Origin of the sequence: Chitinophaga agri (assembly GCF_010093065.1) — a bacterium.
Classification (GTDB): Bacteria; Bacteroidota; Bacteroidia; order Chitinophagales; family Chitinophagaceae; genus Chitinophaga; species Chitinophaga agri.
This window is the reverse complement of the sequence record NZ_CP048113.1, coordinates 3,260,845-3,276,174: the sequence shown is the minus strand read 5'-3', so window position 1 is coordinate 3,276,174 and position 15,330 is coordinate 3,260,845. Positions and strand designations below refer to the sequence as shown.

The 15,330-nt window shown below is 47.3% G+C and carries 13 protein-coding genes; 6 read left to right on the top strand and 7 right to left on the bottom strand.

Translation table 11 applies throughout. From position 1 onward, the window contains the following. Positions 1–63 precede the first annotated feature (63 nt). From GWR21_RS12920 to GWR21_RS12900, 5 genes are all read left to right on the top strand, one after another. A complete protein-coding gene (locus GWR21_RS12920) occupies positions 64–3,396 on the top strand; it encodes a VCBS repeat-containing protein (RefSeq protein ID WP_162332148.1) in 3,333 nt (1,110 codons plus the stop codon). Continuing rightward, a complete protein-coding gene (locus GWR21_RS12915; RefSeq protein WP_162332147.1) occupies positions 3,393–4,721 on the top strand; it encodes a vanadium-dependent haloperoxidase in 1,329 nt (442 codons plus the stop codon). The genes GWR21_RS12920 and GWR21_RS12915 overlap by 4 nt, the downstream gene beginning before the upstream one ends. A gap of 82 nt (positions 4,722–4,803) precedes the next feature. Beyond that, positions 4,804–5,346: a hypothetical protein gene (locus tag GWR21_RS12910; RefSeq protein ID WP_162332146.1), complete on the top strand. Its 543-nt coding sequence runs from the start codon at positions 4,804–4,806 to the stop codon at positions 5,344–5,346. A 57-nt stretch (positions 5,347–5,403) separates the two neighbouring features. Further along, positions 5,404–5,985 (top strand): HPP family protein, encoded by a 582-nt coding sequence (locus tag GWR21_RS12905; RefSeq protein ID WP_238430352.1) that lies wholly within the window; start codon positions 5,404–5,406, stop codon positions 5,983–5,985. A gap of 174 nt (positions 5,986–6,159) precedes the next feature. Then, on the top strand, positions 6,160–6,924 hold the full coding sequence (locus GWR21_RS12900; RefSeq protein WP_162332145.1) for a hypothetical protein: 765 nt from the start codon (positions 6,160–6,162) through the stop codon (positions 6,922–6,924). Between the two features lie 88 nt (positions 6,925–7,012). Here the strand turns inward: GWR21_RS12900 and GWR21_RS12895 are convergent, their stop codons facing one another. From GWR21_RS12895 to GWR21_RS12885, 3 genes are all read right to left on the bottom strand, one after another. After that, entirely contained in the window at positions 7,013–7,438 is a 426-nt protein-coding gene (locus GWR21_RS12895; RefSeq protein ID WP_162332144.1) for an SRPBCC family protein, read from the bottom strand. 120 nt (positions 7,439–7,558) lie between these two features. Beyond that, entirely contained in the window at positions 7,559–8,647 is a 1,089-nt protein-coding gene (locus GWR21_RS12890) for a phosphatidylinositol-specific phospholipase C1-like protein (protein WP_162332143.1), read from the bottom strand. Between the two features lie 196 nt (positions 8,648–8,843). Then, positions 8,844–11,222 (bottom strand): TonB-dependent receptor, encoded by a 2,379-nt coding sequence (locus GWR21_RS12885; protein WP_238430350.1) that lies wholly within the window; start codon positions 11,220–11,222, stop codon positions 8,844–8,846. A 310-nt stretch (positions 11,223–11,532) separates the two neighbouring features. Between GWR21_RS12885 and GWR21_RS12880 the strand changes: the two genes are divergently transcribed. Continuing rightward, positions 11,533–12,069: a pyridoxamine 5'-phosphate oxidase family protein gene (locus tag GWR21_RS12880; protein ID WP_162332141.1), complete on the top strand. Its 537-nt coding sequence runs from the start codon at positions 11,533–11,535 to the stop codon at positions 12,067–12,069. A gap of 80 nt (positions 12,070–12,149) precedes the next feature. Here GWR21_RS12880 and GWR21_RS12875 read toward each other — a convergent pair whose 3' ends face one another. The 4 genes from GWR21_RS12875 to GWR21_RS12860 form a co-directional block, all read right to left on the bottom strand. Continuing rightward, positions 12,150–12,920, bottom strand: coding sequence for a hypothetical protein (locus GWR21_RS12875; protein ID WP_162332140.1), 771 nt, complete (start codon positions 12,918–12,920; stop codon positions 12,150–12,152). A gap of 97 nt (positions 12,921–13,017) precedes the next feature. Beyond that, positions 13,018–13,986, bottom strand: a complete 969-nt coding sequence (locus GWR21_RS12870; RefSeq protein WP_162332139.1) for a quinone oxidoreductase family protein — start codon at positions 13,984–13,986, stop codon at positions 13,018–13,020. Between the two features lie 73 nt (positions 13,987–14,059). Then, complete coding sequence (locus GWR21_RS12865; RefSeq protein ID WP_162332138.1) at positions 14,060–14,644, bottom strand: Crp/Fnr family transcriptional regulator; 585 nt, start codon at positions 14,642–14,644, stop codon at positions 14,060–14,062. A 36-nt stretch (positions 14,645–14,680) separates the two neighbouring features. Further along, on the bottom strand, positions 14,681–15,280 hold the full coding sequence (locus GWR21_RS12860; RefSeq protein WP_162332137.1) for a macro domain-containing protein: 600 nt from the start codon (positions 15,278–15,280) through the stop codon (positions 14,681–14,683). Positions 15,281–15,330: the final 50 nt, after the last annotated feature.

Here is a 15,330-nt window from a genome sequence, read left to right as displayed (position 1 = left end):
GGCCTGCTTCCGGCGGGTCGCATTAGCTTTTATCCCTGCTACCCCTCAGCAAAAACTCATCCGATGACAAGCTATTCCACAGTACACCAATCCCGTTCAGGTACCATCACCAGAAACTATCTCATTCTTTTCCTGCTGCTTAGTGGTATTGCTTCCCGCTCCCTTGCCCAACAACCTTTGTTCCAGCAGTTACAAGCCAGGACCACCAACATTAAATTCAGTAATACACTGAATGAAACAGAGAAACTGAATGTACTCGCCTATGAGTATTTCTATAATGGTGGCGGCGTAGCTGTCGGAGATATTAACAATGACGGACTGCAGGACCTTTTCTTTACGGCGAACATGGGGCCGAATAAGTTATATCTGAATAAAGGCAATATGGTCTTTACTGATGTGACCCGTGATGCCAGCAAAGCACTCGAAGGCAAAGCAGACGGATGGAAAACAGGAGTGACCATGGCGGATGTAAACGGTGATGGCCTGCTGGATATCTACGTGTGTTATTCAGGTAAAAAGAGTGATGAACTAAGAAGGAATCAACTCTTTATCAACACAGGCAATGCAAAATTCTCAGAAAAAGCGAAAGAATATGGTCTGGACGATCCTGGCTATAGCACCAATGCCGTATTCTTTGACTATGATAATGACGGAGACCTGGACATGTTCCTGCTCAATCATAACGTGATCAAGATCGATAATATGGAATTTGCCAGGTACCGCAATGAAACGGATTCCCTGGCCGGTAATAAACTGTTCCGGAATGATAACAACCACTTCACTGAAGTGACCCGCCAGGCGGGTATCATTCATAATCCACTGACCTTCGGACTAGGTGTCGCTATTGCCGATATTAACCAGGACGGTTGGCAGGATATCTACGTGACCAACGATTACAACGAACGCGATTATCTCTACATCAATAAGCATGATGGCACCTTTGCAGAGGATGCTACCAACTGCTTTGGTCACCTGTCTCATTTTTCTATGGGTGTGGATATCGCCGATTTCAATAATGATGCACTGCCGGACGTGATGACGCTGGACATGCTGCCGGAGGATAACCAGCGGCAGAAGTTATTGCAGTTGCAGGAGAACTATGAATCGTTTGAACTGATGCTTTCGCAGGACCTGTACAAGCAGTACATGCGTAATATGCTACAGCTGAATAACGGGGATGGTACTTTCAGTGAGATCGGGCAACTGGCAGGTGTATCTAACACCGACTGGAGCTGGTGCCCCTTGATCGCTGACCTGGACAATGACGGATATAAAGACATCTTTGTTACAAATGGTTATCTGAGAGACTATACCAATAAGGACTTCCTACGTTACTGGGGAGACTATAAAGTGAAAAAAGCCATTGACAGAGAACCGGTACTGCTCATGGATCTTGTGTCGGCTATGCCATCTACCTCGCTACAGAACTATGTGTTCAGGAACAATAAAGACCTCACCTTTTCTAACATGCAGCAGAAATGGGGCTTTGATGCAGGTGGTATTTCCAGTGGCGCTGTCTATGCTGATCTTGACAATGATGGAGATCTCGACCTGGTGATCAACAAGATCAACGAGCCGGCAGCTGTTTACAGGAACATGACGCGTGAGCAAAACCAGGCAGCAGGTTATCTGGCATTTAAACTGAAAGGCACCGGTGCTAACACCGGAGCTATAGGTGCGAAAGTCTATGTCTACAGCAAAGGTGTGCAGCAATACCAGGAAGTGAATCCCAACAGAGGTTATCTGTCAGCAGTGTCTACACAACTGTTATTTGGCTTGGGAGATAATACACAGGCGGACTCTGTACGCATCATCTGGCCGGATAATAAAGTGCAGCGCCTGCAGCAGGTAAAGGGCAATCAGCTATTGACCGTTACCTATGCCCCTGATGCCACCTGGCCGGTTACGAATACAGTGGGCCATACCTGGTTCCGGCATGCAGACAGCCTCTTTACTTATAAACATACGGAAGCTGCTGAGAATGATTTCAAGCGTCAGCTGCTGATGCTGTTTATGTATTCCAGAACAGGACCGGTGTTTGAAAAGGCAGACGTAAATAAGGACGGGCGGGAAGATATGTACATAGCGGGAGATCATGAGCAGCCTGCGGGTGTCTACTTCCAGCAGGCAGGCGGCGGATTTGTGCTGGGAACAAAGATCGTGTCAGGAATAGAGATGTCTTCACAGGTGTCGGCAGCGGCCTTTTTTGATGCAAATGGAGATGGCGCGCCTGATCTCTATGTGGCCAAAGGCGGTTATGGCCTTTTTGACCCCAATACGCCGTCTTTACAGGACGAGTTGTACCTGAACAATGGAAAAGGCAATTTCATGCTTGCAAAGGGCGCTTTGCCCGACGTAAGCGCATCGAGTAAGTCCTGCGTCCGTCCATGCGATGTGGATAACGATGGGGATATAGATCTTTTTATAGGTGGAAGGGTGATTCCGGGTAAATATCCGGTAGCGCCGACGTCCTACCTGCTGCTTAACAATGGGAAGGGGCAGTTTACGATCGCCACTGTTCCTTTTGCCAATAGCGGCATGGTCACAGATGCCAGCTGGACAGATGTAGATAAGGATGGCAGAAAGGACCTGGTGTTATGCGGAGAGTTTATGCCATTGACCATCTACCTGAACAGGACCACCGGCTTTACAGATGCCACCGCGCAATACTTCACACAGCCCGAAAGTGGTTGCTGGTTTGGTATGACACTGACCGATGTGGACGGGGACGGACATGATGATATTATTGCGGGCAATCTGGGCGCCAATACACAGATCCATACTTCCGAAAAACAGCCGGCGGAACTCTACTATGCTGACTTTGACAAGAACGGTTCTATTGATCCATTTCTGAACTTCTACATTGAAGGCGTGAGCTATCCTTTTGTCAGCAGGGATGAACTGAATGATCAGATCTATCCGATGCGCCGTAAGTTCTCCTCCTACCGCCATTATTCAAATGCGACGATGAAGGAGATCTTTTCTGCAGATGAGTTAAGTCAGGCAGGTAAACTGACGGTCACAGATACCAGGACCCGCTGTTTGTTATACCGGAATGGTAAGTTCGTGTCCACGGAGCTGCCTGTAGAGGCACAGTTCTCGGTGGTATCGAGGATCATACCGGCCGACTATGACAACGATGGTAAAACGGACCTGCTTTTATTAGGCAATCACAGTGACAACCGCCTCAAGCTGGGCAGCTTTGATGCCGGTTACGGATGCCTGCTGAAAGGAGATGGGAAAGGCCATTTTACCTATGTGCCACAGCCTGTTTCCGGGCTATGTGTGAAGGGAGATGTGAAGTCAGCCACACTGATGAATATCGGTGGCCAGTCGTATGTCATGATAGGGGTTAACAACAAAGGAATAACCCTGTTTAAAGTAAACCAGCTATGAAAAAATGCATGATCGTGCTCCTGCTGATACTGGGTCAGTCAGGACATGCACAGCCACATAAAAATACCTTTACAGATTACGTACAACCTGCTGTGTTTTCATTGTCGATGGTGATGATGCATGATGTGGTCAATCCGCCGGCTGCCTGTCGTTTCTACAGTTATGCGATGATGTCCGCCTATAGTATCGTTGCTGCACATAACAAACAGCTACCGGATGCTTCCTCCTTTATCCGTTCCTATCCTGGTATAGCGGTGCGTGACAGTGGAAGGGTGTATGATTATCGTATTGCGGCAATATACAGTATCCTGGAGACAGGCAGATTGATGCTGCCTTCCGGTTTTATGCTGGAGAAGGATGAAGAGAAACTGGTGTTGTTATTTAAAAAGGATAAGGTAGCGGAACATATCATCCGTAATTCCATTGCGGTAGCAGTAGATGTAGCTAAACAAACGGTGCAGTGGTCACGCCCTGATGGCTATGGTAAGCTGAGTACCCGGGTGCGCTATACCCCGGTAAAGGGAGAAGGCTACTGGTACCCTACGCCACCGGCATATATAGAGGCCGTGGAACCTCACTGGAAGACGATCCGGCCAATGGTGATCGATTCCTGTAACCAGTTCCCGCCTTTGCCTCCGGTCGCTTTCAGTAAAGATTCGGCGAGTGATTTCTATAAACTGAATAAGGAAGTGTATGACGCAGGCGTACATCTGAGTATGGAACAGCGGGTCATAGCTTCTTTCTGGGATTGTAATCCGTTTGCAGTAAGTACCTATGGACATATGGCCATCGGTTTTAAGAAGATCACGCCGGGAGGGCACTGGATGAACATTACGGGGATCGCAGCCCGGAAGGTAGCGCTGAGTTTTGACAATACCGTTTTAGTGCATGCGGTGGCAGCGGTGACGATGATGGATGCCTTCATCAGTTGCTGGGATGCTAAATTCGCCAGCAACCGTATTCGCCCGGAGACTTACATCAACCGGTATATAGACGTGCGCTGGAAGCCATTGCTGCAAACGCCTCCCTTTCCTGAATATACCAGCGGGCATAGTGTAGTGTCCTCTGCGGTGGCGACTGTGCTGACCTATCTGATGGGCGATCGCTTCGAATATGAAGATAATACGGAGGAGATGTTTGAAATACCTGCGCGCAGGTTCTCTTCTTTCCAGGCAGCGTGTAATGAGGCGGCTATTTCCCGTTTGTATGGGGGTATCCATTACCGGGATGCGATAGATAACGGTATTTCTCAGGGACACCAGGTGGGAGAGATGGTCGTGGAGAGGATCAGGGGAGCTGGTATCCAACCGGTGTATGGAAAGTAATGCTGCTAAGCCATTAGTAATAAATCAAATATATGTTAAATACAGGTATATTTACAGTTTAAATACTATACCTATACCTACAATGAAGCGCATCCTACTCACGCTGATCGGCTGTCTGGCCGGTCTGTTATCTTTTGCCCAGGGACACATGATCTACGGTAAGAAGCACCTGCTGACGGTGGAAACGCCTGCAGACTGGTCAAAGTCCGCGCATAAACAGCTGCCATATTTAATAGTTCCGCAGGCGTCGGTCAATCAGGAGACGTATATGTACGTCTGCGGACTGGATTATGCCATCAACCCGGATGTGGAAAAGTGGATGGCGTCTAACACTGCCGCTTTACAAAAGGCAGTTGCAGGCGTGAAGGCCACCGAGCTGGATATGAAATTTGATAATATCAGAGCGGCGGGGTATACCACGGGGCGTTATAAAGTGGTATCCTACGAATATGCCAATAACAGGAAGGAGATCCTGCTGGCGATAGAATGTGAACATACTATTGTAACAGTCTCCTATGCGGTGGCTGACGGTGCTTTATTTGACAAGTATATCCCGGCATTTAAATCGCTGGTTAGCACGCTGGTGATAGCGGGCGCTGAGGTGGCCGCGGTGGAGGGGGCATAAATACAACATTTCCGTTGTAACTTTGCGGCTTCACTAAAGCGGGAAACTTCAGGGAAAATGAGAAAAAAAGTAAGGCGCCACATGCGCAGGGTTCGTTATGTCTTGTATAAGGAGACGTTGTTGGATTTCAGAGAACATTTCTGGACGTTTCTGGGGGCATTTACAGGCATCGGGATTATCGGCTTTCTGCAAAGCAAGTTCCTTGATCCGGCGGACAACGTTTTTCTTATTGGATCTTTTGGTGCGTCCAGTGTACTGATCTATGGTATTATTAACAGTCCGCTGGCACAACCCAGGAACCTGGTGGGCGGCCATGTGATCTGTGCATTGGTAGGGGTGACCATACACAAGCTGGTGCCGGATGAATTATGGCTGGCAGCGGCACTTTCAGTCGCACTGTCCATTGTGATGATGCAGATCACCAAAACACTGCATCCTCCGGGGGGAGCGACAGCGCTGATCGCGAATATCGGTACGCAGCGTATTAAGGACCTGGGGTATCTCTATGTTTTGAGCCCGGTGCTATCCGGCGTATTGATCCTGTTACTGGTTGCACTGATCTTTAATAATATGACCTCACACCGTAAATATCCGCATCGTCGCATCTGGCATGTGAGCCGGCGGCGAATGGCCCGGTAACCGGTTCGTTCATATATCAGGATATTACAGCCTGGCGTTACAACGCCAGGCTGTTTCTTTTAGGAATGAACAAAATGAATGCGATACATGAAAATGACCGGAAATGACTATTGTTTACATGTAAATAGCCGTTAATTTTATCATGCATAATCATCACCACACCTTCAATAACCAATGAGACAAACCACATCCCGGAACCGCATTATTATCCTTGCCCTGTCAATGATTTGTGTCAGTGCAGTAAGTTGTTCAAAAGAAGACGATCCAGCACCTACCTATACAGTGGAGCAGTTGTATGCTAATTCAATTGCTGATGCAATGATCGCTGACAGCTCAGAAGTGGTAGATTCGTTATGGCCCATTACATCAGGCAATACAAGATTACAGTGGAAGACGATCAATGGTCAGTCGTATGTACTGATGGCTACGTATATGCGTTTCCCTGCCAGCTACCCAGAGGGAGATTCCATTACCAATACCTGGGGAGAGTCCTGGTTATTCGCCCCGGCACAGATGAAAAGCAGGATAGGTGCGACCTTTAACGCTGCTTCTGACACGGTAATGCGCGTTTGCCAGTTATTGGGTTTACCGCCTAAGAACAGTCGCAGTAATACGCACATCGCAGAAATTTGGGTACCGGCAAGCCGTTTGAACCGTCCGGCTGGTAATCCGGCTATTACGACGACCAGCGCCAGTGCCGTACTCAATACAGCGGTGACGCCTGAATATGCTGGCTGGTTCAATAACTATATTATCTATGCGTATTATCATACATTAACGTCAGCCACGGATTTCCATTATCCATGGACAAGAATGGGGTACACTTATGACTGGGCGCCGGGGTCAAAAGAAGTGGGGTTAAGCGAGTATGTGCTGCAGTCATCTACCGGTTGCTGGGTAGAAAAAGTGAGCACCGTTTCGGATTTCTTTAAGAATTAACGATTCATCAATCAATAGTAAAGTCAGAAGCCTATTAGGACGTCAGTCTTAATAGGCTTCTCACTTTTTATAGGAAGTCAGGTTACCCTTAGTGGGTTTCCGTATACTTTGTAAAGTTGTTCAGTATGGCCTGCCAGCCGTCGCGCTGCATCTCCAGTGGATTCTCCTCTTCTGCTTCAAACGTCTGCACCACCTTGGTACTATCGCCCATCGTACTGAAAAGGATACTCACCTTTCTGCCATCACCCAGCGTGTACTCGATCAGTTTATGTTCTTTCACATCCGTATACTCTCCACCGAAATCAAAGCTGAAACTGCCATCTTTGGCCGCCATCGTAGTGCTAAACGTACCACCGATACGTAAGTCATTCTCTGACTTTGGTGCATGCCAGTCTTCGGATGCAAAGGCCCATTGCTTAATGTGCTCCGGCTGATTCCAGTATTCCCATACTTTAGCTACGGGTGCCTGAACGGTGCTTTCGATTGTGATAGCGGGTCTTGTCGTTGTTGTCATATCAGTGAGTTTTAACGTGATTGTGCGTTGTTGGTAACGATACAAACTTACGTCGACTGATCTATTCCAAAGAGGGGTTAAAGAGACAAAGAAGAGGCGATTTACGACCCCGGCTTTAGACTAGTTGCCGCCCACAGTGACAGCAGACTGGCTATTGCCTACCGGATTAAGACGCACATACTTTTTGCCTTCAAAGCTGACCTCATAGTCCGATCTGAAATGGGTGCTCTTCTTATAATAATCAGTAGTGATGATCTGTGCTCCTGAATTACAGGCGGCTTCAAAGCTGGAATTGTCATTCAGACGGGCTTCCCTGGTATCCGAATCGGCCCTGGTACGGATAATATATCCTTTGGCGACCAGGTCGCTGATCTCGGGTGTGTTTGGATCGTTTCTGAATAGCATAGCGGCTTCCGGGCTACCGGGATCGGCATTGGCAAACATCACCCTGCCTTTCAGGGAAGGATGGCCAGCTATATAAAGATCTCTTTTAGCGCCTTTATCATCCAGCAGGAATACGAACTTACCCCTGGCAGCTTTCAGGGCCGGCCAGTTGTCATGCAATACAGCTTCCTCCAGGGTATTGTATTTTCCCCTGACCATATCCGGGGTAATAATGTGCTTTTTGCCCAGCCCGTCGGTCAGTGCCTTGTCCAGTTCTTCGAATGTTTTGGCTGTAAATGGCTCCGGCGCGGTCATATTCGGATCTTTGGATCCCCCATCTTTCGGTTCGAGGGTAATAAAGATGGGGTAGTGGTCAGGGTGTTTGTCCGACCATGTTTTCAATACTGCCAGGCAGTTCTTCAGGGTCAGGTAATCATTCCTGAAATCCAGATCTGGTATATGTAATACCTTGAAGCCAGGCTCCTTCATGAGCCCTTTTTCATCAAACGGGGGTTGTCCTTTTGCCCAGTCCAGTCCTTTGGGATGTGCGAAGCGACCGCCTTTTTCATCTGCATATACATCGATCTCAAGATTGAGCAGGCCCATATCCAGCTGTTCTGTCAGGGAGATGTGTTCGTAGTCCAGCTTACTGGCGGATACCGAATCTTTCTGCTGGAACAGTTTAAAGAGTGCCGGGTCGATAGCCCGTTTATAGCTGTTGTGGGAACCGATCACCTGGATCCTGTTCATTTTAGTGTTGTCTGGTATTTCGCTGTGCATCAGGCAGATAGAGAGCCCTAAAGCAATTCCTGAAATGATCTTCATTACCTGGTCGTTTAAATGGACAGCCCTGGAATGACTGTCGGGTGAATACTGGTATAAAAATGTGAACCTGTTGCAAATGTATTTACAAGGAATGGATGGATCAAAGCAGTTTACAATAGCATAACAATTCCTTTAAATAAAAAGGCCCGCTCCGGTTGGAACAGGCCTTTTTATATTACTTAATACTGTTTGCTTATCAGAAGCGGTAGTTGATGGTCATACGGAAGTTACGGCGGGCTTCTACGATGTAGCTGTAGTAAGTACCCACGTTAGCTACGTTTGTCATAGAGGCAGCGGTCATCAGTTTACGGTTGTCCAGCAGGTTATTTACCAGTAAGGAGATACCATATTTACCTTTAGACCAGCTCAGACCTGCGTCGGTACGGAAATAACTAGGTATTTCATACGGAGCAGCAGCCGTACCTGCAACACGCTCCGCCTGCCACTGGATACCAGCTGAAGCACCAAAGCCAGTTAGCGGACCTTTACCCAGACGGTAAGATAACCAGGCGTTAGTAACGTGCGCAGCAGTATTCGGCGTCTTGTTACCTACAGTGGTAGTGGTTTTACCAGGACCATCTTTGGTCACTTTAGAGTCTGTGTAGGCATAGTTAAGGTTAGCATTCAGACCTGGCAGTATCTCACCGTTAATATCAGCCTCAATACCTTTGGTAGTTGTTTCACCGATCGCTTCGCTAACAGTAGCACCGCGGCTGTCTACGAAACCAGTAGTTACTACCGCGTTCTGACGGGCAATGCGGTAACCAGTTACAGAAGATACCAGGCGGCCGCCAAACCATTCTTTCTTGATACCAACTTCCAGGTCATTACCTTTTACCGGCTCGAATGCATTCCCACTGGAGTCAACACCTGCCTGAGGAACAAATGACTGGTCGTATAGTGCATACACAGAAGTTGTTTTATCAATTGAGTAGCTCAACCCTATTCTTGGAGAAACTACATTACTCACGATGCTGGCAGTTTTGGATTTTGCCACGGTTTCCGCATGTGTGAACCGGCCAGCGATAGACAAACGCAGTTTGTCATTGAAGAACGCCAGTTCATCCTGTACATAGGCAGACGTATAGTTTACTGCGTTCACATAGTTTGAGCCACCTGCTCTGGTCCTTACACTCTGTGAGCGATCGATTACAGGAAGATTTTTCGCGTCAATATTGTAGATCGGATTGTAGACATTGAATACAGTAGTACTGTTGATCTGCAGGTCTGGCACCAGGGTACGGAAATCGCCCCAGAACTTCTTGTTACCCATATCTACACCTGCCAGTATTCTGTGACGGATGCTACCGGTATATTCTTCACCAGACAGGGAGAACTGTGCGAATCTGTTTTCACCTGCTTCATCACCGATGCTGAAATAGCGTTTCATATCGCCGTTTGCAGCTACACTGCTGGCCCATACGCTGTTTGCGACCATGGCAAAGTTGAAGTACGCTACCTGTGCATGCGCCTGCCATCTGTCATTCAGTTTGTGATCCAGGTATACATATACGCTGTGATCTCTCAGTTTGCCAGGCGTCAGTGCCGGATCAGCATAGAAGAAGTCATTGGAAATACCTTCGTCCAGGAAGCCTTTCGGAGAGAACTGGTAGTTACCGTTCGCCAGGTATCTTGAAGCCTGGTAAGTATATTCCAAAGTGATGGATGTTCTGTCATCCACGATGTATTTTAATACTGGTGCTACCAGGTAACGGTTGCTATAGTTGTATTTGGTATAGAAGTCTTTCTGCTGACCAGCGAGGTTCAGTCTGTAAAGGAACTTACCATCTTTGCTCAGTTTACCATCAAAGTCAAGCGCAGCACGGTATGTGCTGAAGCTACCCATGCTGATATTTGCGGAACCACGTGTAACGCCGGTAGGCTTCTTGGTAACCACGTTGTAGAAACCACCAGGTTCACCAGCTGCGAGCATAAAGCCTGCAGGGCCTTTTACAAATTCAATACGGTCGATCATGGCAGCATCTTCTGCGGTAGGACCCCAGCTGGCTTCAATGTTCATACCGTTACGGAAAGCAGGGAGTTTAGAACCTCTCATACGGATCTGTGCATACTGGTTATCCCAGTGACCTACACGGGTAGCACCACTCACGTTACGGGTGATACCATCTACGATATCGAAGGTCTGCTGATCGGCCATCAGTTCTGAAGAGATCACCTGGATATTCTGTGGTACTTCCAGCAGCGGCGTCTTCAGACGCAGCGAGCCGGAAACTTCATCAACTTTATATTTGTTCCTGTTGCTGTTGATGATCACTTCCTGCAACTGTTGGTTGGTGCCTTCCAGTTGTATTTCCACGCTCAGGATCTGGTCTTGTTCAACATCTACTTCTTTGGTCACACTTTTGTAACCGATCAGCATTACCTGGATGGTATAGTGTCCTGGCTGCATTCTTTTGAAAACGAATTCGCCATTTTCATTGGTCAGTGTACCCTTATTTTTTTCTTTGATCTGTACGGCTACATAGGCTACAGGGGCGCCGTCGTTCGTCAATACTTTGCCTTTAATGGCAGAAAGCGGCTCATCAATAGCAAAGGCAGGTATAGTCATGAACATTGCACACAGGACGCATAACAGTCCAAGAAGTCGATTAAATTTGATACGCATATAGGCTGATTAGCTGATAAATATTGTAAACGCGCCGCAAAACTACGGATGGATGGCCCCGGCGCGTTTATCAAATTGGGAAAATGGTTTACGCAATACGGAAAAAAAGTGTGGTGCTATATTATTGATGCGTAAATAATATCACTGTCCGCTAATAAAATACAGGTTCGGCTATAGGGAAGGATTTTACGATTGTGACGTCCGTACGTTTTTTACATTTCTGTTGGCATGATTTTCTGGTTACAATAAGAAAAACGTTATGGATAGCATTAACCGTCAACAACCTGAACTCAATCACCTTGACCTTCAGGGTACCGAAGCAGCGAAGAAACTTAAGGAGCTGATCGGTAAATCCTCCAGCTGTTTCTTTTGCACGCAAATACGTACCGGGCAGCCGTTTGATACCCGCCCGATGGCTGTGCAGAAAGTAGATGATGATGGCGTGTGCTGGTTCCTGAGTGCGACTGACAGCCATAAGAATGAACATGTGCAGGCAGACCCTGCTGTGCAGTTATTATTTAAAGGAAGTGATCATTCTGATTTTCTGACGATATATGGGCATGCGACAATCAGCCAGGATAAGGAGAAGATAAAAGAGCTGTGGGAGCCGATACTTAAGACCTGGTTTACAGAAGGGGAGAATGATCCCCGTATATCTGTCATTAAGGTAACACCCGTGGACGGGTATTATTGGGATACCAAGAATGGACAGATAGTGGCGTTTGCGAAACAGTTGGTAGGTGCGATCGTGGGTAAGACGCTGGATGACTCTATTGAAGGAAAACTGGAATTGTGACAGGAGATCATATAGCATATGCCGGGGAGTAATGGAACACATATTCCCCGGCATATTATCGTCTGTTATGTAAAAGAATGTCAGAATGTATATTCTATCGGGTCCGTCGTCTGCGCCTGCTGATAACAGTTAATACGCACCTTCGCCGGCTTCTCCGGACACGGGCCTATGCAGATCGTATCGATGTTGTAATCACGCCTGACATAAAACAGGTTAAAGCCCATATGTTTCTCCGTATGTCTGATCTCGGTATTGGCTGTATCATACAAACTGAATGAATTGCGGTTTGGCCCATAAAGGGCCCGCGGATCCGTCTCCCTGAGCAGGTCACTTTCCCTGTAGGTCTCACTGCTGCTTGCTTTGGCCAACAGATTATTATCCAGTACCAGCCTTACATAGTATCCTTTTCTTTCGGGGATGGCCGCACTGTTTGTTCCCGTATAGGCGTCTTTCGTCAGCCTATCAGGTTCGGGCGCCAGTTTACGGATATCTTCCGGAAGCGAATCATAGGTATATACCGTACTGCTTTTGATCAATCCCTTTGTATAATATTTACCTGTTTCTTCAAAGACTTCCTTTGCAATCTGTGCATCTGTTTTCATATGCATTTTCCCCGATGATCCGAGTCCGGTTTTCTTTCCGGCCGGTGGCGCAGGGTACCAGAGATTTACCAGGAACATGCCTGCAATAAATGCTGTTGCATAAATAATGGCTGACCTGATCCTTGTTCTTTTCCCTTTTAACCAGAACAGTGATTTGTCCGGAGAGATGAATCCAAGTACAAATAATAATAAAGAGCCGCTGACGAAAATGAACAGGAGTGATTCAAAAAAAAGTGTAACAGGGGACATAACGTATATATTGAGGTTTGGTTGATGATTTCGGGGTAAATGGTAAGTATACCCTAATATAGCGAAATCCAGCATATCCCCCTAAAATACTGTGATACTAAATGATCACCACGAATCTGCCACCGTCCGGTGCTGTGCTGTCCCATATGGAGCTGATATGCTGCAGGGGGATAGCGGCAGTGTTGGTAACAAGTTTCCCATCCGCCGCCAGCTGGAATGTTTCAGGCAGTATCTCACTGAAAAGCAGTGCCACCTGTTCAACCGGCCAGGAGCCCAGTCCGGAACCGGTTAACTGTATATTCACACTTCTGAGAATAGCGGAGGACAACTGTATAAGATCTCCCGCCATACTCCCAACAGATACATACCTGATGCGATTGGTGAAGGTGCCATCTCCCCTGATGCTGTCCAGTATTATTTCTGCACTACGTCCCCATAGGTAGTCTATCACGATATCAACAGGGGTGGCTGTATGAATAGTTTTCAGTTGTTTTTTGATCTCCTGCTCCTCCTGTAACAGGGAGATTGCTATATCTGCACCTAATGTGGATAACGCGTCCAGCGATTGTTTGTTCCTGCCGGTCACGATCACTTTTCCTGCACCATAGTATTTGGCCAGTTGTACCGCTACACTGCCTGTAAAACCGGTAGCACCATTCACCAGCACCACATCCCCGGGTTGAATAGCTGCTTTGTATTTTAGTCCCATCGCGGATCCGATCACGGCATTAGGCAGGGCGGCAGCAGTCGCATCATCGAGTCCGGCAGGAATGGGCACCATCCGGTGTTTATTGATCACTGCTTTTTCTGCCATCATACCATTTCCCATACCATAGACCCTTGTTCCGTCGGGCAGCAGGCAAACGCCGTCTCCGCCTACGATCCTGCCGTTCTCTCCGGGTGCATCAGCCGAGTAATGTTTACCACTAGCCCTGCCTTTATCATAGTGTTTGATAGCGACCGCCTTTACTGTTACCAGGAGCTCATCGTCTTGTGTAGTGACGGGGGCAGGTACATCTGCATACGCTGGTACTGCCCTGTTCTGATACATGATTGCTGCTTTCATTGTTGATTTTGTTGATCTGACACAAAAGTAGCGCAGCCCTGGGCTCCGGGACGATAACATATGTTATCAAGTTTCAGAAGCGGGTTTTTCCTTTGGCAAGTTTGCTTTTGATGCGGCTGAGGTGAACGGTGCTGACACCAAGATAGGAGGCAATGTAATGCTGGGGAATGCGCTGGATGATATGAGGCCGGTCCTGCAGCAGGTGCTGATAACGTTCTTCAGGTGTATCGCGGATAAAGGATACAAATTCATTGGCGTAATGCGTTTGCCGCTTAACGGACATTTTCAGCATCATGTGGATAAAGTCCGGCTCATGGCTTAATTCTTCGATGAGTTGCAGCACATGTTTTTTGTCCATCAGGTAAAGTACTGCTGGTTCGACCGTTTCAATGGTGAACTGGCTGGGGACGTTGTTCACAAAGCTGTCCAGCGAACTAAGCCCTTCTTCTTCAAAGAAGAACTGGATGGTCTTTTCTTCACCATTTTTATTAAAGTAAGTTCTGACACATCCTTTTTCAATATAGATATACCGCTGGGAGATTTTGCCTTCTTCCAGCAGGATGGTTTTAGCGGGAACTTCCAGCTGTTGCTGAAACTCCCGGTATTTATCCCAATATGCGTTCAGTTGAGGAAACTGATGTCTGAAATGAAAAAACATGTGTCAGATACTAACTGTTGTTATAGGTAATAGAGATCAGTGCGTCCAGATCATTCCTTTTTGATTCAGGTTCCAGTGATATTTCTGTGCTTCTCCGAAGGTACTGAAGTCTTGTTTTTTCCCCAGTACAATTTCTTCATAAGCACTGTACATCTGCTTCGCAGCAATCGCGGGTGGCATGCGTCCCACGCCTGTGCATAAGCCGGGAATGGCTACAGAATGAATGCGTTCATCTTTTTTTGCCGCAATGAGTAATGCTTTCATTGCGAGATAAGCATTGACAGAGGTGTCAATATTAAAGTTAGTCGGTATCCGCATCGTGGGTGCCGATATGAGGTATGGGATCTGTTTATGGCCGGTTTCCAGTACCCAGGCCTGTCCTACCAATAATTCTCCTTCCGGAGAAGCTTTGATCTTCGCCTGCAGCTCTTTTTCTATATGCCATCCCAGCTTGTCGGATATGGCGTAGTCCAGGGAGCCGTCCATAAAGCCAAAGGAATTAGCGGGACTCACAATAGCATCGACAGAGAGTTGTGTGATGTCACCTTCAATGATAGATACATCGTGTGCATCAGAGAAACATGTTTTCCAGGCTTCAACAAGTGCTGGGTTTGTGTCGATCAGAATATGTTTCATAGTCTTGGTAATGGGTATGCTGTTATTAAATGGGTGCTGATGAATAGGCC